Here is a 22,956-nt window from a genome sequence, read left to right on the forward strand (position 1 = left end):
TAAACCTTACAAATTTTCAAATCTTGTCTTAAGCAAATTGGCGCAAGAAACGCACATCATTCTGGTAGAACATCCGCAGGTCATTGATGCCATAACGCAGCATAGCGAAGCGCTCTACTCCCAGACCAAATGCGAAGCCTTTATATTTTTCAGGGTCTATACCAGCAGCTTGCAGTACGTTCGGATGTACCATACCGCAGCCCAGCACTTCCAGCCAGCGGCCACGTTCATCCATAATATCCACTTCCGCACTAGGCTCAGTAAACGGGAAATATGAAGGGCGGAAACGGACCTTCAAGTCCTTTTCAAAGAACTCATTAAGCAGGTTAATCAGCAGGCCTTTAAGTTCTGCAAAGCTGGTATTTTCTGCGACATATAATCCTTCAATCTGGTGAAACATTGGTGAATGGGTCTGGTCTGAATCACAACGGTAAACGCGGCCCGGGCATACAATACGAATAGGTGGCTCAGACGTTTCCATAGTGCGAATTTGTACACCCGAAGTATGGGTACGCAATAAATGCTTGGCATCAAAATAGAAAGTATCATGCATGGCACGTGCCGGATGGTGGCCAGGAATATTCAATGCTTCAAAGTTATGATAGTCATCTTCAACTTCTGGTCCGGTTGCAATAGTAAAACCGGCTTTAGTAAAGAACTGACAGATGCGCTCTTGCACCTGAGTCACCGGATGGATACTGCCCATGCGCTGGCCACGGCCCGGCAAAGTAATATCAATGGTCTCACTGGCAAGTTTTTGTTGTAATGCAGCCTGCTGTAATTCTTTCTGACGTTCTGTTAGCGCAGTATTAATCGCTTCACGTACGGCATGAATGGCAGCGCCCTGAATCTTACGTTCTTCAGGGTCCATTTTGCCCAGTGCCTTGGACTGTTCTGCTAGCTGGCTTTTTTTACCCGTAAATTGAACGCGTACTTGGTCGAGTGTAGCAAGGTCTTGAGCCGCTGCAATTGCAGCCAGCGCTTCAGTGGTCAGGGCTTCCAGTGACATATTAACTCTCAAAGCATCAAAGTTGGAAATATAATAAAACTCTGCATTCTAACAGTTTTTATCCGGATTGATGAAGCCATCAGGCAGGAAAATTAGATTGGCAGGATGATTTATAAAAAGTATAAGATAAGGTGAATGACAATGAGATCAACCCTAATGGCACTCGATCAAATCTGGAAACAACAATTAAGTCTCGTTACTTATGGCAATGAATATTTAAGCCATGACCTGCCCTTTAGCCGCTGGCTACATCATTCTATTTTTCAGCAACATATCTTCAGTTTTCGCAACTTGCATACACAGCACTTGCTAGCCCAGCATTTTCAAATCTGGCTGGAGGGTTTAAAGAAACGTGGGGTTTACCGTTTAAGTCTGCATAGTTCAAATTTATTGATTGATGAGAAAAACCCGAATGCAAATGTTGAGCTGTTGCCATTTGCTCATTTTATTGTCAGTCATGAGCATCAAAAAAAGACAGCATGGATTTTCGGAAAGGAACTGGCTGAATGGTATATTGCTGAAAACGATTTTGAAGCACCTGCTGGACAACGTCTGGATATGCGTCATGAAACATTCTGGAGCTATGAGTTACCAGGGCGTTTATCCAAACTGGTTGATATTGACCTGCAAGATGCCAATTGGGATGAAATACACCAGTTCATTGAACAGGAACTTTTCAGAACCCAATTTGCCCAAGGTTATGTAGAGCCTGCAAACCGCCACCTACCATATTACGGTGTCAGTGAGCCAGCATCCCAAGTAGCGTCTGACAGTATATCATTACAATATTTGGCCTTAATTCCAACTGACTATTCTGCCGATATTGCACATGAACTATTACACCGGGTAACTGCACTGTCAGAATTTGTCGAGTATAAGCGTAAACATCCTTTTGATGAGCAGGGTACGACTTTAACGCCTGAAGAACAGATTAACCTGAGACATTTTTCTCAAAAAATTGATGACCTGCTCAGCAAGTTGATCGTTAAAGTTGCCAATCACTATAAATCTGCACAGTTGACTTATGTAGAGCCGGCAGCAACCCCACTAGATAGTCCGGCAGCTACCTTGGCACAACCCGTACGTAAAGAAAAAGTACCAGCAGGTACACATAAAGCCGGCATGGGAAATGTGATTAAATTGCTTCTTTTAACAATCGTAATTTGTGTCGTCGCCTATTATTTTGGATTGTAACTGCTAAATATTTTTCTAACCCAAAGTTGTGTTCATATTGAGTCTATGACCCAGTATGAACGCAATGTCAGAACTCTAATAATAAGCTTGGAGAAACTTGGTACAATTTATGAATTAAATCAGTTTCTATTTTTAGATTTACTCATCATTATTATCAGTCAAAATAAAAATTTAAAGTTTTATACAAGATTTATAAGCGAGTTGCTCCCGCTCATGATAAAAATTAGTGCTGGAAGAATAATTTTGGGCCTTATAGTAATAAATAAAATATTTTAACTATTTTCAACAATTTAAAGGCTTACTTTACTTACGACCAGATGTTTTTAAAGATAATAAAAAAGACTGCAAAAGCAGTCTTTTTTAGATCATCGAAGATGATTAAGCAGCTAACGCACCTTTAGCTTTTTCAGCTAAAGCAGCAAAAGCAACTGCATCATGCATAGCGATGTCAGCAAGTACGCGACGGTCGATGATTACCTGAGCTTTTTTCAGACCAGAAATCATACGGCTGTAAGACAGACCGTTTTGACGCGCACCAGCATTGATACGTGCAATCCATAAAGAACGGAACTGACGTTTCTTCTGACGACGGTCACGGTAAGCGTATTGACCAGCTTTGATTACTGCTTGGAACGCTACGCGGTAAACGCGTGAACGAGCGCCATAGTAACCTTTAGCACGAGCAAGAATTTTTTTGTGACGGCGATGAGCCTGTACACCACGTTTTACACGAGCCATTTATAATCTCCTTAGATGTATGGGCACATACGACGAACTGAAGCAACGTCACTTACGTGAACCATTACACAGCCGCGCAATTGACGGATACGCTTAGCAGATTTTTTGGTCAAAATGTGGCGTTTGAACGCTTGTTTACGCTTGAAACCGTTTGCAGTCGCTTTGAAACGTTTAGCTGCACCACGGCGAGTTTTTAACTTTGCCATAACAACCTCTTTAAGCACCTGTTCGGCTCGTCTGCACCATTGCAATAACGACCTGCAGGTAAGGAAGGCGACATTTTATAGCAACTCTGCCTAAAACAAAAGCAATTAATCGGATTTTCATGATTTTAATCGGGCTTCAATACAGAAGATATATTTCTTGAATAATTTAGAAATGATGGAAATTTCAGCTTTTATTCAGGAGTATAATCACTACAAAAATATGTAGAACCCTCTTATATGTCTAACCAGCATGATGCTTTTGCCGCCTTGCGGTATCGAGACTTCTCGATTATTACACTCAACCAGTTTTGTCTCACTCTTGCCATTCTGATTCAAGAAATTATTGTTGCCTATTCTCTTTATCAAATTACCAAAGATCCTCTCACATTGGGGCTGATTGGACTGGCAGAAGCCATACCATTTATTGCACTTTCCTTATGGGGTGGCTATTTTGCTGACCGTTTTAACAAGCAGACGATTATGAAAGTTTGCCTGTTTTTTGCAGCCCCCTTGCCGCTTATCTTATGGTGGCTCTTTCATGCCTATGCAATAGATTCGATCACAATTAACAGTCTTTCTTGGGGAATCTATGCAGTTATTTTTGGACTAGGCACCATTCGCGGTTTTTACAACCCTTCTGCGACCTCCCTAAAACCTTTTCTGATTCCCAAAGCCATCTATGCCAATGGCGCAACATGGACCACCATTGGCTGGCAAAGTGGTGTGATTTTAGGCCCGATGCTAGGTGGTTTTATGTTAGCCTTTCTTGGCCGCGAAACCAGCCTGATTGCTGTTTCAATATTACTTGCCCTATGTTTTATGCTTATTAATCTGCTTCAAAAACGTAATTTTCCTGTGATGGAAGAGCATCGAGTACTGAATTCACTGGGTGAGGGTTTTCGCTTTATCTGGAAAACCAAAATTGTACTGTGGGCCATTTCTCTGGACCTTGTTTCAGTCCTGTTCGGCGGTGTCATCGCACTGCTGCCCATTTTTGCAGAAGATATTTTGAAGGTCGGACCCGAAGGCCTAGGCTACTTGCGTGCTGCTCCTTCAATTGGCGCCTTGGTTACCATGATAGCTTTAACCAAATTCCCTCCCACTCAGCATGCCTGGCGCAACATGTTACTGGCAGTTGCTGGTTTTGGTATATTTACCCTGCTGTTTGCCTTTTCAGATCATGTGTGGCTTTCACTTTTCGCTCTTGCCATGACTGGAGCTTGTGACAGTATTTCTGTAGTTATCCGACAGACTATTTTACAGATTTTTCCTCCTGAAAATATGCGGGGCCGTGTAGCTGCCGTAAATGGAATGTTTGTTTCATCTTCAAATGAACTGGGCGCATTTGAATCAGGTCTGGCGGCCAAATATATGGGTACAGTTATGGCGACAGTATTTGGCGGCTGCATAACCATGGCTGTAGTCGTAGTAAGTTGGGCCAAAACTAAAGATCTATTTGGTATAGATATAACCCAGAGTTCAGATAATCAATTCAAATAGATATTTGGCTTGGGGCGCCTAGGCCTTTTCAGACTTCTTTTATATTGTCATCTGGATAGAAACAGATAATACTTAGCCGCCAGAGCTGGCCGAACGGGCAATGGCTCACTTTATCTAATAATGAAATGAATAAACTTATGAAATATGCTCTTCCTGTTCTATTTCTAATGGGCCTGCCGCCAAGTATAAGTTATGCTGCGGCACCAGCAACCATGAAGCTTACTCCACAAACCAGTTCTGCATTACCTGCACATTTAACAACACGCATTCAATGGGTCCGTTTTCCTCAGCCAGTTTATAAAGATGAGGATTTAAAGGGCCAAGATCGCCACGCCATCATTCGTATTTATGCAGATGAAACAGGTAAGGTTAATAAAGCTGCAATTCAGGAAAGTACGGGTATTAAAACTCTTGATGACATCCTGCTGAATGCTGTGCAACAAGCTCAAGTCAAAGCCTATATTGAAAATGACACAGCTTTGCCAGTGATTGGCTATCAGGCTTTTAGCCTGAAATTAGACGACAATGCCGATCAGGACTGTCTTTATAATTTTAATTCAGAAAACTGGCGGGCTCAGCAACAGAATAAAAAAGTTCCTTTCCAGTATCTAAATCAGCCTCAACTGGAAATTAATCGCGACCAGTTGAATGGTTATGATCGTAGCATTAAATTTAGTTTTAAAAGCAATAAACAGGGTAATATCAAAAAAGTAAAAATACAGCAGGGTTCAGGAACCTACGCACTTGACCAGGCAGTAATACAGGCGGTTTCACAGGTACAAATTTCTGCTCCGCGTAAATTCTGGATTTATAAAAAGTCACACTTTAAAGACCAGATTCATTTTAAGCTGGAAGAATGCCAGTAAATTTCCAGAAATACAGGGAGTAGCTATTCTACTTCCTGTATTAAAATAAAATATAAGCTAAATAAATAAAAAGATAACGTCCTGTTTTGGCCACGGTCACCATCAACAGAAATCTTAAAAAATTTTCTTTTAACAGCCCCGCAATTAGGGTAATCGGATCACCTATGACTGGTAACCAGCTAAGTAACAGTGACCAATATCCATATTTATAATAAAAGTTCTGTGCTTTTTGTATCTTGGCTTCAGATACCGGAAACCACTTCTTATGCTTATAGTGTTCAATATGAATTCCCAGCCACCAATTTATACATGAACCTAAAATGTTTCCGGCACTGGCAACCATTAATAGCAATAGAGCTGAATAATGTTGTTGCGCCAGCAAACCAAGTAATACTGCCTCAGACTGCAAGGGCAATAGAGTCGCTGCACCAAATGCAGATATAAACAGTAGAAGGTATGCCATTGAAGATCAGTCCCAGATAAGGACTGAAGTATAAACTGTCTCTATGGCTGGGTTATCTACTCTACAATAAATTAAAGCTGAATAGATAAAGCCCGCTGTATGGCAGGACGTGCTGTCAGGCGCTCTACATATTCTTTCACATATGGATAGTCTTCTAACTGAATTCCCTGCCATTCATAGCGTAAAATCCAGGGTAAAATTGCCATATCTGCAATAGAGTATTCCCCAGCTACAAATTTTTGGCCGATGAGCTGTTTGTTTAATACGTTATACAAGCGCTTTGTTTCATTTAGATAGCGCTCTATGGCATATGGAATTTTTTCCGGCGCAAAACGGCTAAAATGGTGATTTTTCCCAAGCATCGGGCCAAGTCCGCCCATTTGCCACATTAACCATTGTTCAACCTCTACCCGTTCCTGCTCATCCTGTGAATAGAAAAGGCCTGTTTTGCGGCCCAGATATTGCAAAATTGCGCCTGATTCAAAAACAGAAATAGGTTCACCACGTGGCCCATCCTGATCAACAATTGCCGGAATTTTATTGTTAGGAGAAATTTTCAGAAAGTCTGGCTGAAACTGGTCATTTTCCATAATATTGATCGGAAAAATCTGATAATCCAGCTCCATTTCTTCAAGGGCAATCGTAATTTTATGGCCATTTGGCGTAGCCCAATAATATAGATCAATCATTTTTTATCCTTTCACTGCTATAGTTATTGTCATGAACAAACGCTTTATATCTGTCTTTATAACACAGTTTTATAAATAACTTCTGTGACTGCACCATTAAAACTTTGAAATTTATGACTGAAATAACCCTATTTAAAGTGCACAAATTCTCATAGCAAGAGATTTGAGAATTTTTTAAAAAATCTCTCTTGATTTTTTTTACTGGCATACCGATATATCTAGTACAGCAATGATCTTCCAGATATTGCTGGTAATTACTGTTGATGCCAAGCGTAACAGTAGTTCTTGTTTATACAACTTTGCTGAACTCATCAGGAGGTTATATCAATGAGTAGCGTAAGCCTTAGTCCACTCTTCCGTCGTAGTATTGGTTTTGACCGTTTAAATGATTTATTCGACTACGCCATGCAAAGTGAGGCACCGAACTATCCACCTTACAATATTGAAAAGCTGGGCGATAATCAGTACCGTATTGTGGTGGCAACTGCCGGTTTTAAACAGCAGGAATTGGCGATTAATCTGGAAAACCGGGTTCTGACTATTACCGGCAAGCCAGACAATGAAACAGGCGATAATAGTGTTGAGTACCTGCATAAAGGGATTGCACGTCGTTCCTTCAAGCTTTCATTACGTCTGGACGAGCATATTGAAGTACAACAAGCTGATTATGAAGATGGCTTATTGATCATCGAATTGCAGCGAATTGTGCCTGAAGAGAAACTGCCACGCCAGATTGCAATTGGCCGTAAAGCTAATGAAAGTGAAGCTGGCAAAGTCTATGAGATTCCTGCTTCTCAAGAATAAAGGGTTAGATTTTTAACTCTTCAATAAAAAAGCACCGCATTCGCGGTGCTTTTTGATATGAGATAATTACTTTTTCTTTTTCGGTCCAAGTAACATACCCATTTGACGGCCTTCCATTTTTGGTGCCTGTTCAACTACACCAATTTCAGCGACATCTGCTTCAATCTTTTGCAATTGAGCCAAACCAAGTTGCTGGTGAGCCATTTCACGGCCACGGAAACGTAAAGTAATCTTTACTTTATTTCCTTCTTCCAAGAACTTGATAATTGCACGCAATTTAACTTGGTAATCACCAACATCAGTAGCTGGACGCAACTTGATCTCTTTGACTTGCACCTGATGCTGTTTTTTCTTTGCATCTTTTTGCTTTTGCTTTAGGTCAAACAAGTGCTTGTTGTAATCCATGATTTTACAAACAGGCGGTTCTGCATTAGCAACGATCTCGACCAGGTCAAGATCTGATTCTTCTGCAGCACGCAACGCTTCAGCAAGTGAAACGATTCCTTTTTGTTCACCATCCGCAGCAACGAGGCGTACTTCTTTCGCACGGATCTCGTCATTAATGGCAGGACGGTTACTCTTAGCACCTTGTTGCTGGTTACGGTCAGGCTGTTTAATCTTTATTACTCCACAATATACCGGCCGCGTTCGGCTACGGCTACTTTCACTAGGTCATTGAAGGCATCAATAGACATAGTACCTAAATTTTTTCCTGAGCGGGTACGCACGTTGACCGTACCTTCCTCTACTTCCCGATCACCTAGAACCAGCAAGTAAGGAATGCGCTCAAGTGTACGTTCACGAATCTTAAAGCCGATTTTCTCATTTCTCAAGTCAGAAATTGCACGAATTCCGTTTTCCTTGAGTTTGGCCACTACCTGCTCGCAGGCCTGTGCCTGAGAATCGGTAATGTTCATGACACATGCTTGAACTGGCGCAAGCCAAGGTGGCATAAAGCCCGCATAATGTTCAATAAGTATACCAATAAAACGTTCAAAACTGCCAAGAATTGCACGATGTAACATAACCGGCTGATCGCGTTCATTATCTTCAGTCACAAATGAAGCATCTAAACGTTCTGGCAAATTAAAGTCACACTGGATTGTACCACATTGCCAGACACGGCCTAAGCAGTCTTTCAGTGAGAATTCAATCTTCGGACCATAGAATGCACCTTCACCTGGCTGTAGTTCCCATTCCAAACCTGCCGCATCCAGTGCATCTGCCAGAGATTTTTCAGCCATGTCCCAAAGTGCATCATCACCTACACGTTTTTCTGGACGTGTAGACAGCTTCATCTGCACATCTTCAAAACCGAAATCTTTATAAACGTCCAGGGTCAATTTGATAAAGTCTGCAACTTCAGGCCCGATCTGCTCTTTGGTACAGAAGATATGTGCGTCATCTTGAGTAAAGCCGCGAACACGCATAATACCATGAAGTGAACCAGACGGCTCGTTACGGTGGCACGAACCAAATTCGGCCAGACGGATCGGCAGGGCACGATAAGATTTCAGGCCCTGATTAAACACCTGAACATGACATGGGCAGTTCATTGGCTTTACGGCATAGTTACGGCTTTCAGAGTGGGTCGTAAACATATTGTCGGCATAGTTAGCCGCATGACCCGATTTTTCCCAGAGTGTAAAGTCTACGATCTGTGGAGTCTTGATTTCTAGATAGCCATTATCCTGCTGTACTTTACGCATGTACTGCTCAAGAACCTGGTAAATAGTCCAGCCATTCGGGTGCCAGAACACCATGCCTGGTGCCTCTTCCTGCATATGGAACAGATCGAGCGCTTTACCGATTTTACGGTGATCACGCTTTTCAGCTTCTTCAATACGCTTGATATAAGCCGCAAGCTGCTTTTTGTCTGCCCATGCAGTACCATAGATACGTTGCAGCTGTTCATTCTTGGCATCTCCACGCCAGTAAGCACCAGAGATTTTAGTCAATTTGAATGATTTCAAAAATTTGGTATTAGGTACATGTGGTCCACGGCACATATCCAGATAGTCCTGATGATAATACAGCCCCATCTGGGTTTCTTCTGGCATGTCTGCAATCAGACGTAATTTATACTCTTCTCCGCGTGCAGTAAATTCAGCAACTACTTCATCACGGGGGGTCATTTTCTTGATGACATCATAATCCTGATCGATGAGCTTTTTCATACGCTCTTCAATCGCTGCCATATCATCCAGAGTAAACGGACGTGGCATCCAGATGTCGTAGTAGAAACCTTCTTCAATGACCGGACCAATCACCATTTTTGCTTCTGGAAACAGCTGCTTAACTGCATGACCCACTAAATGTGCGCAAGAATGACGGATAATCTCGACGCCTTCTTCATCTTTCGGGGTAATGATTTGCAAGGTTGCATCTTCTGTAATGAGGTCAGAAGCATCAACCAGTTGACCGTTTACACGACCGGCAACTGTATTTTTTGCAAGCCCGGGTCCAATGCTTTGGGCAACGTCCATAACAGAAACAGCTTGATCAAACTGTTTTTGATCGCCGTTTGGCAACGTGATAATTGGCATAAAATGAATCCTTAAGGAGTGATGCCCCGTACCATAGGGCATTTCACCGCGAGATTATGATCGAGGAAAACCTCAAAAATATAAAAACGGTGGATAGAACAAATTTCGTTAAGAATTTTACACGTCTTGGCTTTATGAAGAAACAGCAAAAACGATAAAATCCTGTATTGTGAGTGATTTAGTTTATTGTACATAATGAACTGAACCTACAAAACAGCTTTCACCATAATTTGAAAGAATAATATCTTAGTTTTAGAATCAAAATTAAATATTTGATTTATATATTGATTAAACAGAAACTAAGACTAAAGCATAAATGAAGTCCGGACCTGAAAGACCTATCTTTTCATAAACTGAAAGAATAAAACAATGATGAAAGGGAGTTATAAAAATGGTGAGTGCTTATGATGAATTACCGCGCACCCCTGCAAATTTCGTGGCACTTTCCCCTCTACGTTATCTAGAACGTGCGGCATATATCTACCCTCATCAGGCAGCGATTATTCATGGTTCACGCCAGATTAGCTGGCGGGAAACCTATCAGCGCTGTCGGCAGTTTGCCGATCAGCTGCAAAAGCTGGGTATCCAGAAAAACGATACTGTATCGGTGCTTTTGCCAAATGTGCCTGCGATGATTGAGGCACATTTTGCTGTACCAATGGCAGGGGCAGTTCTGAACACCTTAAATACCCGCCTGGATGCCAAAACTTTAGCCTTTATGCTCGAACATGCAGAGAGTAAAGTTTTACTGGTCGACCCTGAGTTTTCTACTTTAGCAAAAGAAGCGCTGGCACTGGTTTCACAAGATATTTATGTCATAGATGTGGATGATGCCGAATATGAAAACTGCTTTAATGCACCGATTGGTGAAATTGAATATGAAGACTGGCTGACTGAAGGCAATGCTGATTTTGAATGGCATCTACCGCAAGATGAATGGGATGCTATTAGTCTGAACTATACCTCAGGCACTACCGGCAACCCCAAGGGAGTGGTTTATCATCATCGCGGTGCGTATATCAATGCTGCAAGTAATATCATTGCCTGTGGCATGACGCCACGTGCAACGTATTTATGGACCCTGCCCTTATTTCACTGTAATGGCTGGGGTTTTGCCTGGACCATGGCAGCAAATGGTGGGACCAATGTCTGCCTGCGCAAAGTTGACCCAGAACTGATCTTTAAACTGATTGCCGAGCATAAGGTGGATTATTTCTGTGGAGCTCCAATAGTGCTTTCCATGCTGATCAATACACCAGCAGAGAAACGAACTTATTTTGATCATCGCGTTGAAGTCATGGTGGCTGGTGCTGCGCCACCTGCTGCAATTATTGAAGGCATGCGTAATATTGGTATCAATGTTACGCATGTCTACGGATTGACAGAAACTTATGGTCCATCTGCACTTTGTGCATCACAGGCAGGCTGGAGTGACCTGACCATACAGGAGCAGGCACAATTACATTCACGTCAAGGTGTTCCATATCCGCTTCAAGATGGTATGAAGGTACTTGACCCAGAAACCATGCTACCTGTGCCAAATGATGGACAGAGCATGGGGGAAATCATGTTCCGCGGTAATATTGTCATGAAGGGTTATTTAAAAAATCCGGAAGCAACAGCAGAGGCGTTTAAAGGGGGCTGGTTCCATACCGGTGATCTCGCCGTATGCCAGCCTGATGGCTACGCCAAGATTACTGATCGTGCTAAGGATGTAATTATTTCGGGCGGAGAAAATATTTCATCACTTGAGGTTGAAGAGGTGCTTTATCAGCATCCGGCAGTGCTAACTGCTGCAGTAGTTGCCAAACCGGACCCACGCTGGCAGGAAGTACCCTGTGCCTTTGTGGAGTTAAAAGAGGGTGTGAGTATTTCTGCGGAAGAACTTACTGAACACTGTAAACAGGGACTAGCCCGCTTCAAGGTGCCTAAAGAGATCATCATCACTGATATTCCAAAGACCTCCACCGGAAAATTGCAAAAATTTATTTTACGTGAATGGGCCAAGGAGCGTTCAGTAGGTGAATTTGGCTAAAATAGCTAGTCCTAAATACGTACTCCATACCAGCCAGCCTAACTGCTGGCTGCCATTAAAAATAGGAGTAAGTAAAATGGCAGATTTAAACCGTTTTATACAAGCTCAGGCACAATATTATAATCAAGCACTGGATGAGCTTAGAGCCGCGCATAAGCGCAGCCACTGGATGTGGTTTATCTTTCCACAGCTTAAAGGATTAGGGCATAGCCATGCCGCGACCTATTACGGTATCAATAATCTGGAAGAAGCCCAAGCTTTCCTGCGTCATCCAATTTTGGGCCAGCGTTATCTGGAACTCTGCCAAGTTCTAGCTGTCTTATCTGAAACAGATATTCATATAATTTTCGGCTCGCCTGATGACATGAAATTAAAATCCTCTTTAACACTGTTCAAGAGAGCCAGTAAGCACAAAAATCCTTTATTTCAAATTTTGCTAGACAAATATTTTCAGGGCGCTGAAGATCAGCGAACGTTGCAGCTTTTATCTCATTCTTGAAGTAAAGTTATAAATCTTTATATAGTTATATACATAGCAAGTTAGATAAATTATTAAAATTTATTTATTTCATTATCTTAAATACTATAAAAAATCCTATTTACATAAGGAGAATAGCAGTGAGCAGTAAAACTACTACGCGCATGACCCATTTATTTCAGCAGCTCGGGCTTGATTCTTCTGAAGCAGCTATTGCTCAATTTATTGAACAGCATCAACTGGCAGCTCCTGTCTATATCAGTGAAGCTGATTTCTGGACCACCGCACAAAGCCAGTTTATTCGGGAACACATGAAGTCAGACGATGACTGGGCCATTGTCATTGACCAGCTCAATGAATCACTGCATGAAGATTCAGTTAAAAAATTATAATGCATTCAGTGATTACAATAAAAAAGCGGCATACATGCCGCTTTTGCTTAACTGTGTTATCTCTGATCCGAGATTAAAGCAACCTGCTGGATATAGTTGACCAGTTTGTTTTTAGATTCAAGCAATTCTTCTTCACTTACCTGCTTGGCAACATCACGCTGAATTCGCAGCAGATGTTGACGTAAAGTATGGCGTTCAGCAGCATTATAAAGTTTTACAAACTCATTAATAACCGGATCACCTTGGTCAATAATACGGTCTACCCAACGCATGAGCTGTGCCTGTTTTTTTGCACCTTGCTGTGGCGTCAGGTAAGAAAGAATCATGGTTTCATCTTCATTACGCAGCAGCTTGCCGATCCGCTGGAATTGACGCCGACGGGCTTCATGTGAAGTTATTGATTCAACTTCCAGTAAAGCGTCTATTAAACGCTCTTCTACCGGCAGCTTCTCAATTTGCTTACGTGGCAGCTCTGCCAGTTGTGCACCTAAAGCAGCCATGCGCTGAACTGCTTTTTTTTGTTCAGTTTTACTTGCACGTCCCTCTAAAACTTCAAAGTCTTCTTCAGTAAAACGTGTTGGACGACGCGCCACAGTTATTCAGCCTCATAAAATTTTGCTGCAAATAATGCCTGAATTTCCGATAAAGCTTTTTCTTCATCCGGACCGTCAATCACAATTCGCAAAGTGGTACCCTTACCTGCACCAAGCATGAGTAAGGACATAATATTTTTTGCATCAATCAGTTTATCATTTTTACCGATCTGAATTGAAGAACGAAACTTGGTCGTAACCTCAATCAACTTACCTGATGCACGCGCATGTAAACCTAGTTTGTTAATTACGTCAACTGTTGTATCAATCATGACCAGTGCTTCATTTCTCTATGTAAGACCTGAATAGACCATTGTGCCTCAAGCGATTTTTTTAGTCTATCCACGATATAAACTGAACGATGTTGCCCACCCGTACATCCGATCGATACTGTCATATAATGACGATGGCCTTTGGCAAAGGCCGGGAGCCACTTGTTGAGAAAGTGGTAAATATCCAAGAACATCTCATTGGGTTGATCACTTGATTCAAGGAATTTTCTTACCGGCTCATCCAGTCCCGAATACTTGCGTAATTCCAGGTCCCAATGCGGGTTGGGCAAATGCCTTACATCAAATACATAATCTGCATCTAATGGAATACCATGCTTATAACCGAATGACTGTAAAATCAGGATTAAACGGTTAGCTTGGCCCAATTTTGAAAGCAAGGTGTGTTTCAGGTCATGTACACTTTTATCAGTCGTATCAATATGTACAGTGGCACGAAATTGAATAGGCATGAGCAGCTGTTTCTCTTCCTGAATACATTCATTCAGGCTCTTAAACCGGCTCGCCAAAGGATGCGGACGTCGTGAAGCACTAAATCGCGCAATCAGTTCCTGATCCTGTGTAGTCAGATAAATGACATCAACTGATCCATGCTGTTGTAACTGCTCAAAAACCTGATCAAATTCTTGTAAATCGGCCCGGGTACTACGTACATCTACACCAAGTGCCAGCTGCTCAAGATTATTTTCACGATCTAATTTTAAAACAATTTCTGTCAGCAATGCCAATGGCAGGTTGTCGATACAGTAATAACCCAAATCTTCAAGAACCTGCAATGCAGATGATTTTCCTGAACCGGATTGTCCTGTCACGATCAAAATACGCTTCATGGCAATAACTGTCCTTATTATATCTTTATGCTTCAGTGAGAATAATTGACCTGCAAGTTGTCAATCAGACGTGTATTCCCAAGCTTGGCCGCTACAAACAATACAAGACTCTGATTAAACTCATGTACAGCCTGGAGCTCAGGCGTGCGCGCCTCTACATACTCCACAACCAGACCCGCCTGTGTCAATTGACTTTTCACATGATCTAACACTTGTGACAAAGCTTGGCCCTGCTGTAACTCGAGTTCAGCATTTTTTAAACTTTCATAAATTGACGGAGCAAGCTGACGTTCTTCAGTACTCAGATAACCATTACGTGAACTCAAAGCCAGTCCATCTGCAGCTCGGGTAATTGGTACTCCAATGACCTCGAGAGGCAAATTCAAATCACGTACCAGCTGGCGAATGACTGCCAATTGCTGATAATCTTTCTGGCCAAAAAATGCATAATTCGGCTGTACTATATTGAACAGCTTGGTTACGACTACAGCTACACCATCGAAGTGACCCGGACGTGATTTCCCACACAGATCATCCGTAATTTTACCTACGCTAATATTGGTCAGACGAGGTTGTGAACCATACATTTGCTCTACACTTGGTGCAAAAATTATATCGCAGCCAGCATCTGCCAGCAGGTGACTATCCTGCTCCAGGGTACGCGGATAATTTTCGAAATCTTCATTCGGCCCAAACTGGATCGGATTTACGAAAATACTGACGACAACAACATCACATAATTTACGTGCCTCACGCACTAAATTCAGATGACCTTCGTGTAAATTTCCCATAGTCGGTACAAAACCGATAATTTTACGCGCTGTACGAGCAGGATTTAGAGAGGCACTTAATCCTTGAATGGTAACTTCAGTTTTCATAAATTACAACTCAACCTGGAAAGTATGTTCTCTAGCTGGAAAAGACTGATTCTGTACTGCCTGATGGTAGGCCTTGAAAGCATCCAGAATTGCAGTTTCACCACTTTGCTCTTTCATAAAATTACGCACAAAGCGTGCTACACGCCCAAAAGACAGTCCCAACATATCCTGTACGACCAGTACTTGGCCATCCGTCTCTGCACCAGCACCAATACCGATCACTGGAGTATGCGGAAACAGTTCAGTAATTTCTTTACCCAGCTGGGCAGGCACACATTCAAGTAATAATACCGCTGCCCCTGCTTCAACTACTGCTCTACAGTCAGCAATTAGCTGATCAGCGGCTTCACGACTTTTTGCCTGTAGCTTGTAACCACCCAGAACATGAACAGACTGCGGCGTTAGACCAAGATGTACACAAACCGGAATACCATTACGGGTCAGATTCTGTACCGTTTCAGATAACCATGCCCCACCTTCAATTTTGACCATCTGAGCACCGGCCTGCATTACGATGCGAGCATTTTTGAGCGCATCTTCCAGAGTAGCGTAACTCATAAAAGGAAGATCAGTCATAATCATGGCATGCTGATTACCACGACGCACTGCAGCAGTATGATAAGCCATATCTTCAACCAGTACCGGTAATGTTGAGTCATGACCCTGAATTGTCATTCCCAGTGAATCACCAATCAGAATAGAATCAATTTCAGCAAGCTCCATGGCTTTTGCCATACTGGAATCATAGCAAGTCAGGCAAGAAAATTTACGCCCCTGAGCTTTGAACTGTCTTAAATCACTCAGACTAATCATGAAGATATCCTCTTGCACAGTATCTTAAATATATAGATTAAATGCTGGCCCATTGTTCATCGGCCAAAACAGTAAGTTCTGATTGCTGGACCAAATCCAGTTGTTGAAGTAGCTGTCCATTTACGCTGAGACTCGCATCCAGATCAAGCAGTGGAATAACAACAAAATCCCGCTCCAGCAGTCCAATATGTGGCACATTCAGCCGTTCATGTTGTATAGACTGCTGACCATAAAGCAAAAGATCCAGATCTAGTGTCCGCTCGCCCCACCGGCGTAGACGCACCCGCCCGGCTTCCTGCTCAAAAGCTTGCAACTGATCTAATAGAGGCAAAGGCTCAAGCACGGTTTCAAGCTGTGCTACGGCATTATAATAATGCGGCTGGTCTTGAGGCCCCATAGGCGGACTCTGATATAACCTGGAAACTTTTACCGGCCCCAAGGTACTAAGCCTTGATACAGCTTGAGTTAAAATCTGGCGTGAGTCACCGAGATTGCTGCCCAGGCCAATATAAGCAATGGTACTCATTGTGTTGGTCCAAATACCACTTGACTGAGGTCACGCTTTACCCGTTTGCGCTTCATAATCGGATGATTACTATTGAAGTCTCCCACAGATTCTGCTGCTTTAACCGCTTCATGATCAACCTCCGGCTTACGTGCTTTTCTAGCACGTCGGCTACGCGGTTCGGGGATATCGACTAAGGGTTCAATTTCCAGGTGCTTTACTTCATCCAGTACATCTTCGTTCTGTTTACGGCGATTCTTGGCACGCTGCCGGTTATACTGACTAATAGTTTTTTCTTTTTCATCAGCTCCCATATTCTGGTAAGCATCCCACCATTGCCCCATTCCCTGAGTCGTTGGGTCCCCTGCCTTCTCACGCAATAATAAAAAGTCAAAGCCGGCACGGAAACGCGCATGGCTGGCCAAGGCTTCAATTTGCTGAGGTTTCGGATTTAGCAACCGGCTCTGCATTTCCCAGACTTCACGAATAAAGGTTTCTGCAAAACGTGGAATAACAGTACGTGTGGCTTGACGCTTAAGTACATCCAGCCCAGCCTGAGCACGCGCCTCAGCAGCGACAATACCCTTACCGCTATAAAACTCATAGCGCTCCAGGAAGGGCTCCCAAAGTAGTACAGCATAGAAGAATGCTGGATTAATAGTTTTACCGATCTGAATACGATGATCAGTATTTTTCGCAGCCAACTCTATAAAGGCAGTAATATTCGGGCGGATATCTGCAAATAACTGCTTCCAGATATCAAAATCAATAAGCATCGGTAGCACACGTGCCAGATGCCCCATAGTAAACAGCTTTTGTGATTCGTCATACAAACGGTGCGGAGACACATCACGGAGCAGTTGTGCCAGCTCGGCTGTAAAAATTTTCAGAATAGCTGGATCAATATTGAAATTCAGTTTAGCTGCAAAACGCAAAGTGCGTAGCATCCGTACTGGATCTTCTTCAAAACGCTGTACCGGATCACCAAGCAAACGCAAGGTTTTATTTTTGATATCCTGAACCGCATCACAAAAATCAAGCACAATACCTTTATGCGGCTGATAATACAGGGCGTTAATAGAAAAATCACGGCGGGGAAAGTCTTGTTCGATACTGCCCCCGTTATTATCACGCAGGATCATGCCTGAGGCACTGGTCACAGCTTTTTTAGGAGGAGCACGAAAAGTTGCCACTTCAATCAGTTCACGGCCAGAATACACATGAGCCAATTCAAAACGGCGGCCAATAATACGGCAGCGACGCCCAAATACATCCTTGATCTGTGAAGGAGTTGCATTGGTTACAGCATCGAAATCTTTAGGGTTTAACCCCAGCATCAGGTCTCTTACACCGCCACCAACGATATAAGCTTCATAACCGGCCTTGGTTAAACTTTCGATAACATCTAAAATAGAAGAAGGTAATTGAGTGGTTGATAAACCACATTTTGACGCGCGCAAAGTTTGCAAAAGACGCTGTCTCCTACGTCAGGACGTAAATTTGCTAAGATGCTGTAATCATAGCTCCAACATGATTAAAGGGCAATTTGAATCTCAATATTGCCCTATTGTTTGTTGAGTTCTTATATCAACTAGCGTAACAACTTACAATGTCAGACGCGATTTATTTTTTTCAAATAGCTTGGGCCCAATGCCTTTGACCTTCTGCAAATCTTCGATGCTATTGAATTTTCCATTTTTGTTACGATATTCCACAATTGCCTGAGCTTTCTTTTCGCCCACGCCACTCAGTGCCTGCTGCAACTGATCAGCAGTACCACGGTTCAGACTCACTTTTTCTGTACTGATCTGGGCTGCTTGTCCCGATGATATCGTCATTGAACCAGTTTGCTGCAATAGGCGGCGGTCATGATCCAATTGCTGGTTTTTCCATTTCAAATAAGAATCATCAAACTGTTGTGCCTGTACCTGACCAGCACTTACTAGCCAGAGACACCCCAGCAAACCCAACATTAGAGATAATATTTCTTTTAACCGGAAAAATTTATTGCTGTTTTTCATCACGATATAGAGCTCTTCATTTTAATTGTTGTTTAGCTTGCTCCCAGAGTTGATCCATTTCTTCCAGACTCAGCTGTTCTAAAGTTCGCTGTTGCTGTATGGCCTGATCCTCGATAAAAGCAAAACGGGTTCTAAATTTATGGATGGTTGAAAGTAAAGCCATCTCACTGGAAACATGAAGTTTACGGCCTACATTGATCAGTGAAAATAGACAATCGCCAAACTCATCCATAATTTCATCGGAATTTTGATGATATATCGCCTCTTTCAGTTCGAGTAACTCCTCTTCAAGCTTCCTATAAGCACTGTTTACATCCGGAAAATCAAAACCGATTTTTGCCACATTCTTCTGTATTTGTTCGGCCTGAACTAATGCTGGGCCATGCTTGATTTCATTTAGCCGGGCAGCAGGCTTACCTTGTTTTTCCTGCTGCTTAATCTGCTGCCAGAGCTGGCTGACATCTTCTTGAGTTAGACGATCAGATTGTTCAGCCTTAAACACATGGGGATGACGACGCACAAGTTTCTGAGAAATCGCCTGGACCACATCCTGAAAATCAAATGCACCTTGTTCACTGTACATCTGCGCCTGGAATACTACCTGTAGCAGCAGATCTCCCAGTTCATCACGGATTTCGCTTATATCGCCTTCACGTACTACGGCTTCGACCTCATAGGCTTCTTCAATTGCATAGCGTGTCAGGCTTAAAGGTGTTTGTTCGCGATCCCATGGACATTTTTGCCGGAGCTCCTGCATAATCGCCAATAGCTCTTTAATTGACTGCTCTGAGTTTTTCATCTTTTGTTCTGCTTTACATTCACCTGTGCCAAATCATGTGGCTTTTGTTAAGATAGGCCTGCAATAACAGTCAGGCTGATTGTTAATAATTAAAATATCAATAAAGAGAATAAGTATGACACACAGTATATTGATCAGTGGTGCAGCTCAAGGAATTGGTGCCGCAATTGCACGGCTCTTCTACCAGAAGGGTTACAAAGTTGGTCTTTATGATATTAACTACGCACAAGCACAGCAATTGGCACAAGCCCTTGGACCCAATGCAATGGCAGGGCAACTGGATGTTTCTGACTATCATCAATGGAACATGGCATTAGACGACTTTGTTAGCTGGGCTGGAGAGCTCAATATTCTGGTTAATAATGCAGGAGTTTTATACTCTGGTGCTTTTGAAAATACACCAATTTCTGCCCATCACCGTACAGTTGACATTAACATTAAGGGTGTAATAAATGGTTGTCATGCAGCTCTACCTTACTTAAAAACAGCCACTTTTGCACGCGTGATCAATCTCTCTTCTGCCTCAGCTATTTATGGACAGGCTGACCTGGTTTCCTATTCAGCCAGCAAGTTTGCAGTACGCGGTATTACCGAAGGGCTTGATGTAGAGTGGCAAAAATTTGGAATTCGTGTTTTAGATGTTATGCCATTATTTGTACAGACTGCTATGGTAAAAGATATGGATGCCGGCACCATCCAGAATATGGGTATTTCGTTGAAACCAGAAGATGTTGCCCAAAAAATTTATCAGCTTGCCAATATGAAAACTAATTTTTTGACTCCTACACATCAGCCAGTTGGCCTAAAAACCAAATTTCTTTTTCAGCTTTCACAAATCAGCCCGCAATTTATAAACCGCCTGACCAATTTAGCTTTAAGCCGGAAAAAATAGATTAAAAAATTTCTACTTCTACCGATTAAAATAAAAATATGCTTCTCAATGGAAGCATATTTTTTCAGAAATTTTAGATCTAATTACCCTGAACCAGACGGCGTGCGCTGATAATTCCTGGTTGCTGCTCCAAACGGGCAAGCAAACGTGATAATTGTGCCAGCCCTTTAACCTCAATTAACAACTTCATATTGGCAATACCATCAGCTTCAGAGATAGTATTGACCTGCCGGATATTGATCTGGTCTGCAAAAATGACCTGAGTCAGATCTTTAAGCAGACCACGACGGTCATAGGCTTCTACCACAATCTGCACACTCTGGCCACGAGTAGGCTGCATTTCCCAGTCTGCTTCAACTGCACGCTCAGGCTCTTGACTGATCATACGCATATAATCCGGGCATCCCACCTTATGAATGCTGACTCCTCGGTTTAAGGTAATATAGCCCGCAATACTTTCACCATGTACTGGCTGACAGCATTGGGCAATATGCAACTCGACATTGTCCAGCCCGTCGATCAGGATACCATGCGCCGATAAAGTATGACTGGCACGTGGATTCAGTGTCGGTTTGAGTACCAGCTCAGGCTCGTCCTGATCCAGATGCATGTGCCGGTTCACCTGATTAATCAGGGCATGCAGGCTCAGGTCTCCATTCACTAGCCCAATCAGAATATCATCACCACTTTTAACGTTAAAATGATTGCAATAATCACTTAAATCAATACTCTTTGGATGAATTGCCAGACGCGATAACTCTTTATTCAGCAGGTCACGCCCCACTTCAAGATTTTTGCTCCGGTCCTGCTGTCTGAACCAGTGACGCAACTTATCGCGTGCTCGCGCGGTGCGAATATAACCTAGCGAATTCCCCAGCCAGTCCCGGTTCGGTTCCCGGTCTTTTTTGGTAAGAATTTCTACCTGCTCACCTGTTTTCAGGCTATAGGTTAAAGGGACATAACGCTGGTTGACCCGTGCGGCATAGCATTTGTTCCCGACTTCAGTATGTACATGATAGGCAAAATCAAGTACGGTCGAACCCCGTGGTAATTCTTTAATGTCACCATCACGGCTAAAGACATAGATTTTCTCAAAATCCTCGAATTCTTGAATATGCTCAAAATTTTCGGTTTCATCACTCTGCTGATAGCCACTACTTTCATTACGTTCCTGATAATGCTCAAGAACCGCCCGTAAAGAATGCAAGCGATGATTAAAGGAATGGTCAGTGGTTTTAGAACCTTCCTTATAGTTAAAATGTGAACATACACCAAGCTCAGCTTCTTCATGCATGTCATAAGTCCGGATTTGAACCTCTAGAGACTTATTTTCTGCAATTACTGCGGTATGCAAGGAGCGGTAACCATTGCCTTTAGGGTTGGTAATATAGTCATCGAACTGATGCGGTATATGTCGCCAGATTTGATGCACAATCCCGAGAGCATGATAACACTCTGGTACGCTGTGCACGAGTACCCGCAAAGCACGAATATCATAGAGCTGATCAAAACTTAAGCTCTTGCTTTTCATTTTACGGTAAATTGAATAAATATGTTTGGCACGGCCGGTAATCTCTGCCTCGATCCCGTAATCAGCCAGTTCATTTTTCAGTTTATCGATGACAAATTGAATATAATGTTCACGTTCCAGACGTTTTTCATTGAGTAAAGATGCAATTTCTTTATAACGCTCAGGAGCCAAGTAGCGAAATGCCAGATCCTCAAGCTCCCACTTAAGCTGTGCAATGCCCAAACGGTGCGCCAGTGGCGAGTAAATCGTCAGAATTTCCCTTGCTACCCGCTCCTGACGCTCTTTAGAAGACTTAGCCAGTTCACGCAAGGCATACGTACGTTCAGCCAGCTTGATTAACACCACACGCACATCTTCAGTGACTGAAATCAGCATTTTATAAATGCCGGTCAAATGCTCGCGCTGATTATTATTAAAATGATCTTCGAGACGTTTATTCTTTTCAATCAGTTCAGAGAGTTTACCCATGGCCAAGGTGCCCTTGACCAGGTTATAGACATTCTCACCAAATCGTTCCTGCACCAGTTCAAGACTGGTAATCCCTTCACGTACACTGCGGTACAGCATAGCCGCTGAGAGCGTATCTTCATCTACATGCAGATGCGCCAGAATATCTGCCATTTCCACACCGGTATAAAAGGTGTTGGATCGGTGATTGACGTTGGTTTCCAGCTCTTTTTCTAATGTTAGCTGAGCGACTTCTTCTAGCTGCTTCAGCTCTGCCCCACCTAGAATATCACGCACGCGGTCTAGCCATGAGACTAAATCCAGCTGTGCTTCTTCGGCATGCTCGACAGTCGCTTCATCAGACAACTCGGTTAGTCGTCCAGGAAGCTGCTCACGTACTGTGACCATACCCTTCTCCTATACACATGTAACTCATG

General features: G+C 42.8%; 25 protein-coding genes. 8 read left to right on the forward strand and 17 right to left on the reverse strand.

Annotated elements, in window-relative coordinates; translation table 11 throughout:
- Positions 1–28: 28 nt before the first annotated feature.
- A complete protein-coding gene (gene pheS / locus J502_RS00110) occupies positions 29–1,009 on the reverse strand; it encodes a phenylalanine--tRNA ligase subunit alpha (RefSeq protein ID WP_005016174.1) in 981 nt (326 codons plus the stop codon).
- Positions 1,010–1,165: 156 nt separating this feature from the next.
- Here pheS and J502_RS00115 point away from each other — a divergent pair, with 156 nt between their 5' ends.
- Entirely contained in the window at positions 1,166–2,203 is a 1,038-nt protein-coding gene (locus J502_RS00115; protein WP_005406022.1) for a hypothetical protein, read from the forward strand.
- A gap of 378 nt (positions 2,204–2,581) precedes the next feature.
- Here J502_RS00115 and rplT read toward each other — a convergent pair whose 3' ends face one another.
- The gene (rplT, locus tag J502_RS00125; RefSeq protein ID WP_005016178.1) at positions 2,582–2,941 is read right to left on the reverse strand and encodes a 50S ribosomal protein L20; all 360 of its coding nucleotides are present in this window, start codon (positions 2,939–2,941) and stop codon (positions 2,582–2,584) included.
- An 11-nt stretch (positions 2,942–2,952) separates the two neighbouring features.
- A complete protein-coding gene (gene rpmI, locus J502_RS00130) occupies positions 2,953–3,147 on the reverse strand; it encodes a 50S ribosomal protein L35 (protein WP_001096359.1) in 195 nt (64 codons plus the stop codon).
- Between the two features lie 237 nt (positions 3,148–3,384).
- Between rpmI and J502_RS00135 the strand changes: the two genes are divergently transcribed.
- Together J502_RS00135 and J502_RS00140 are read left to right on the forward strand one after the other, a co-directional pair.
- Positions 3,385–4,647 (forward strand): MFS transporter, encoded by a 1,263-nt coding sequence (locus tag J502_RS00135; protein ID WP_005405917.1) that lies wholly within the window; start codon positions 3,385–3,387, stop codon positions 4,645–4,647.
- Between the two features lie 137 nt (positions 4,648–4,784).
- Complete coding sequence (locus J502_RS00140) at positions 4,785–5,513, forward strand: TonB family protein (RefSeq protein WP_034682671.1); 729 nt, start codon at positions 4,785–4,787, stop codon at positions 5,511–5,513.
- Positions 5,514–5,553: 40 nt separating this feature from the next.
- Here the strand turns inward: J502_RS00140 and J502_RS00145 are convergent, their stop codons facing one another.
- Together J502_RS00145 and J502_RS00150 are read right to left on the reverse strand one after the other, a co-directional pair.
- Entirely contained in the window at positions 5,554–5,976 is a 423-nt protein-coding gene (locus J502_RS00145) for a YqaA family protein (protein WP_005023519.1), read from the reverse strand.
- Positions 5,977–6,047: 71 nt separating this feature from the next.
- On the reverse strand, positions 6,048–6,665 hold the full coding sequence (locus J502_RS00150; protein ID WP_034682672.1) for a glutathione S-transferase N-terminal domain-containing protein: 618 nt from the start codon (positions 6,663–6,665) through the stop codon (positions 6,048–6,050).
- A 327-nt stretch (positions 6,666–6,992) separates the two neighbouring features.
- Here J502_RS00150 and J502_RS00160 point away from each other — a divergent pair, with 327 nt between their 5' ends.
- Positions 6,993–7,469 carry an Hsp20 family protein gene (locus J502_RS00160; RefSeq protein ID WP_005405824.1) on the forward strand — a complete coding sequence of 159 codons (477 nt, stop codon included), beginning with the start codon at positions 6,993–6,995 and terminating at the stop codon, positions 7,467–7,469.
- Positions 7,470–7,535: 66 nt separating this feature from the next.
- On the opposite strand, the gene infC is transcribed toward J502_RS00160, so the two are convergent.
- Both infC and thrS read right to left on the reverse strand, forming a co-directional pair.
- Positions 7,536–8,087 (reverse strand): translation initiation factor IF-3, encoded by a 552-nt coding sequence (infC, locus tag J502_RS00165; RefSeq protein WP_080548202.1) that lies wholly within the window; start codon positions 8,085–8,087, stop codon positions 7,536–7,538.
- Between the two features lie 5 nt (positions 8,088–8,092).
- Positions 8,093–10,015, reverse strand: a complete 1,923-nt coding sequence (gene thrS, locus J502_RS00170) for a threonine--tRNA ligase (protein ID WP_034682674.1) — start codon at positions 10,013–10,015, stop codon at positions 8,093–8,095.
- 391 nt (positions 10,016–10,406) lie between these two features.
- Here thrS and J502_RS00175 point away from each other — a divergent pair, with 391 nt between their 5' ends.
- From J502_RS00175 to J502_RS00185, 3 genes are all read left to right on the forward strand, one after another.
- Complete coding sequence (locus tag J502_RS00175) at positions 10,407–12,050, forward strand: acyl-CoA synthetase (protein WP_034682675.1); 1,644 nt, start codon at positions 10,407–10,409, stop codon at positions 12,048–12,050.
- Between the two features lie 76 nt (positions 12,051–12,126).
- Complete coding sequence (locus J502_RS00180) at positions 12,127–12,549, forward strand: DUF1810 domain-containing protein (protein ID WP_005405819.1); 423 nt, start codon at positions 12,127–12,129, stop codon at positions 12,547–12,549.
- 119 nt (positions 12,550–12,668) lie between these two features.
- Positions 12,669–12,920 (forward strand): DUF2789 domain-containing protein, encoded by a 252-nt coding sequence (locus J502_RS00185; protein ID WP_005405770.1) that lies wholly within the window; start codon positions 12,669–12,671, stop codon positions 12,918–12,920.
- A gap of 56 nt (positions 12,921–12,976) precedes the next feature.
- Here J502_RS00185 and yjgA read toward each other — a convergent pair whose 3' ends face one another.
- From yjgA to mazG, 9 genes are all read right to left on the reverse strand, one after another.
- Positions 12,977–13,513, reverse strand: a complete 537-nt coding sequence (gene yjgA, locus J502_RS00190) for a ribosome biogenesis factor YjgA (RefSeq protein ID WP_005016207.1) — start codon at positions 13,511–13,513, stop codon at positions 12,977–12,979.
- A 2-nt stretch (positions 13,514–13,515) separates the two neighbouring features.
- The gene (locus tag J502_RS00195) at positions 13,516–13,785 is read right to left on the reverse strand and encodes an HPr family phosphocarrier protein (RefSeq protein WP_005016209.1); all 270 of its coding nucleotides are present in this window, start codon (positions 13,783–13,785) and stop codon (positions 13,516–13,518) included.
- The gene (rapZ, locus tag J502_RS00200) at positions 13,782–14,633 is read right to left on the reverse strand and encodes an RNase adapter RapZ (RefSeq protein WP_005016211.1); all 852 of its coding nucleotides are present in this window, start codon (positions 14,631–14,633) and stop codon (positions 13,782–13,784) included. The genes J502_RS00195 and rapZ overlap by 4 nt, the downstream gene beginning before the upstream one ends.
- A gap of 32 nt (positions 14,634–14,665) precedes the next feature.
- The gene (gene panC / locus J502_RS00205; RefSeq protein WP_005405744.1) at positions 14,666–15,511 is read right to left on the reverse strand and encodes a pantoate--beta-alanine ligase; all 846 of its coding nucleotides are present in this window, start codon (positions 15,509–15,511) and stop codon (positions 14,666–14,668) included.
- A 3-nt stretch (positions 15,512–15,514) separates the two neighbouring features.
- Complete coding sequence (gene panB / locus J502_RS00210) at positions 15,515–16,324, reverse strand: 3-methyl-2-oxobutanoate hydroxymethyltransferase (protein ID WP_005405953.1); 810 nt, start codon at positions 16,322–16,324, stop codon at positions 15,515–15,517.
- 37 nt (positions 16,325–16,361) lie between these two features.
- A complete protein-coding gene (gene folK / locus J502_RS00215) occupies positions 16,362–16,850 on the reverse strand; it encodes a 2-amino-4-hydroxy-6-hydroxymethyldihydropteridine diphosphokinase (protein WP_005406001.1) in 489 nt (162 codons plus the stop codon).
- The gene (gene pcnB, locus J502_RS00220; protein ID WP_034682677.1) at positions 16,847–18,298 is read right to left on the reverse strand and encodes a polynucleotide adenylyltransferase PcnB; all 1,452 of its coding nucleotides are present in this window, start codon (positions 18,296–18,298) and stop codon (positions 16,847–16,849) included. Before pcnB ends, folK begins: the two co-directional genes overlap by 4 nt.
- Before the next feature lie 135 nt (positions 18,299–18,433).
- The gene (locus tag J502_RS00225) at positions 18,434–18,850 is read right to left on the reverse strand and encodes a ComEA family DNA-binding protein (protein WP_005405914.1); all 417 of its coding nucleotides are present in this window, start codon (positions 18,848–18,850) and stop codon (positions 18,434–18,436) included.
- 16 nt (positions 18,851–18,866) lie between these two features.
- A complete protein-coding gene (mazG, locus tag J502_RS00230) occupies positions 18,867–19,628 on the reverse strand; it encodes a nucleoside triphosphate pyrophosphohydrolase (protein ID WP_034682800.1) in 762 nt (253 codons plus the stop codon).
- A gap of 136 nt (positions 19,629–19,764) precedes the next feature.
- Here mazG and J502_RS00235 point away from each other — a divergent pair, with 136 nt between their 5' ends.
- On the forward strand, positions 19,765–20,541 hold the full coding sequence (locus J502_RS00235; protein WP_005405835.1) for an SDR family oxidoreductase: 777 nt from the start codon (positions 19,765–19,767) through the stop codon (positions 20,539–20,541).
- A gap of 79 nt (positions 20,542–20,620) precedes the next feature.
- Here the strand turns inward: J502_RS00235 and J502_RS00240 are convergent, their stop codons facing one another.
- Positions 20,621–22,927, reverse strand: a complete 2,307-nt coding sequence (locus tag J502_RS00240) for a RelA/SpoT family protein (RefSeq protein ID WP_034671800.1) — start codon at positions 22,925–22,927, stop codon at positions 20,621–20,623.
- Positions 22,928–22,956: the final 29 nt, after the last annotated feature.

This window comes from Acinetobacter sp. 1294596 (assembly GCF_000582925.1).
Taxonomy (GTDB): Bacteria; Pseudomonadota; Gammaproteobacteria; order Pseudomonadales; family Moraxellaceae; genus Acinetobacter; species Acinetobacter radioresistens.

Excerpts from the sequence above, each read along its gene's own strand:
- pheS (WP_005016174.1), bottom strand. The coding sequence starts at position 1,009 with ATGTCACTGGAAGCCCTGACCACTGAAGCGCTGGCTGCAATTGCAGCG.
- rpmI (WP_001096359.1), bottom strand. The coding sequence starts at position 3,147 with ATGGCAAAGTTAAAAACTCGCCGTGGTGCAGCTAAACGTTTCAAAGCG.
- J502_RS00145 (WP_005023519.1), bottom strand. The coding sequence starts at position 5,976 with ATGGCATACCTTCTACTGTTTATATCTGCATTTGGTGCAGCGACTCTA.
- J502_RS00150 (WP_034682672.1), bottom strand. The coding sequence starts at position 6,665 with ATGATTGATCTATATTATTGGGCTACGCCAAATGGCCATAAAATTACG.
- folK (WP_005406001.1), bottom strand. The coding sequence starts at position 16,850 with ATGAGTACCATTGCTTATATTGGCCTGGGCAGCAATCTCGGTGACTCA.
- J502_RS00235 (WP_005405835.1), top strand. The coding sequence starts at position 19,765 with ATGACACACAGTATATTGATCAGTGGTGCAGCTCAAGGAATTGGTGCC.
- J502_RS00140 (WP_034682671.1), top strand. The coding sequence starts at position 4,785 with ATGAAATATGCTCTTCCTGTTCTATTTCTAATGGGCCTGCCGCCAAGT.
- J502_RS00180 (WP_005405819.1), top strand. The coding sequence starts at position 12,127 with ATGGCAGATTTAAACCGTTTTATACAAGCTCAGGCACAATATTATAAT.
- thrS (WP_034682674.1), bottom strand. The coding sequence starts at position 10,015 with ATGCCAATTATCACGTTGCCAAACGGCGATCAAAAACAGTTTGATCAA.
- J502_RS00240 (WP_034671800.1), bottom strand. The coding sequence starts at position 22,927 with ATGGTCACAGTACGTGAGCAGCTTCCTGGACGACTAACCGAGTTGTCT.
- rplT (WP_005016178.1), bottom strand. The coding sequence starts at position 2,941 with ATGGCTCGTGTAAAACGTGGTGTACAGGCTCATCGCCGTCACAAAAAA.
- J502_RS00115 (WP_005406022.1), top strand. The coding sequence starts at position 1,166 with ATGGCACTCGATCAAATCTGGAAACAACAATTAAGTCTCGTTACTTAT.
- J502_RS00175 (WP_034682675.1), top strand. The coding sequence starts at position 10,407 with ATGGTGAGTGCTTATGATGAATTACCGCGCACCCCTGCAAATTTCGTG.
- J502_RS00195 (WP_005016209.1), bottom strand. The coding sequence starts at position 13,785 with ATGATTGATACAACAGTTGACGTAATTAACAAACTAGGTTTACATGCG.
- panB (WP_005405953.1), bottom strand. The coding sequence starts at position 16,324 with ATGATTAGTCTGAGTGATTTAAGACAGTTCAAAGCTCAGGGGCGTAAA.
- J502_RS00135 (WP_005405917.1), top strand. The coding sequence starts at position 3,385 with ATGTCTAACCAGCATGATGCTTTTGCCGCCTTGCGGTATCGAGACTTC.
- J502_RS00160 (WP_005405824.1), top strand. The coding sequence starts at position 6,993 with ATGAGTAGCGTAAGCCTTAGTCCACTCTTCCGTCGTAGTATTGGTTTT.
- rapZ (WP_005016211.1), bottom strand. The coding sequence starts at position 14,633 with ATGAAGCGTATTTTGATCGTGACAGGACAATCCGGTTCAGGAAAATCA.
- panC (WP_005405744.1), bottom strand. The coding sequence starts at position 15,511 with ATGAAAACTGAAGTTACCATTCAAGGATTAAGTGCCTCTCTAAATCCT.
- J502_RS00225 (WP_005405914.1), bottom strand. The coding sequence starts at position 18,850 with ATGAAAAACAGCAATAAATTTTTCCGGTTAAAAGAAATATTATCTCTA.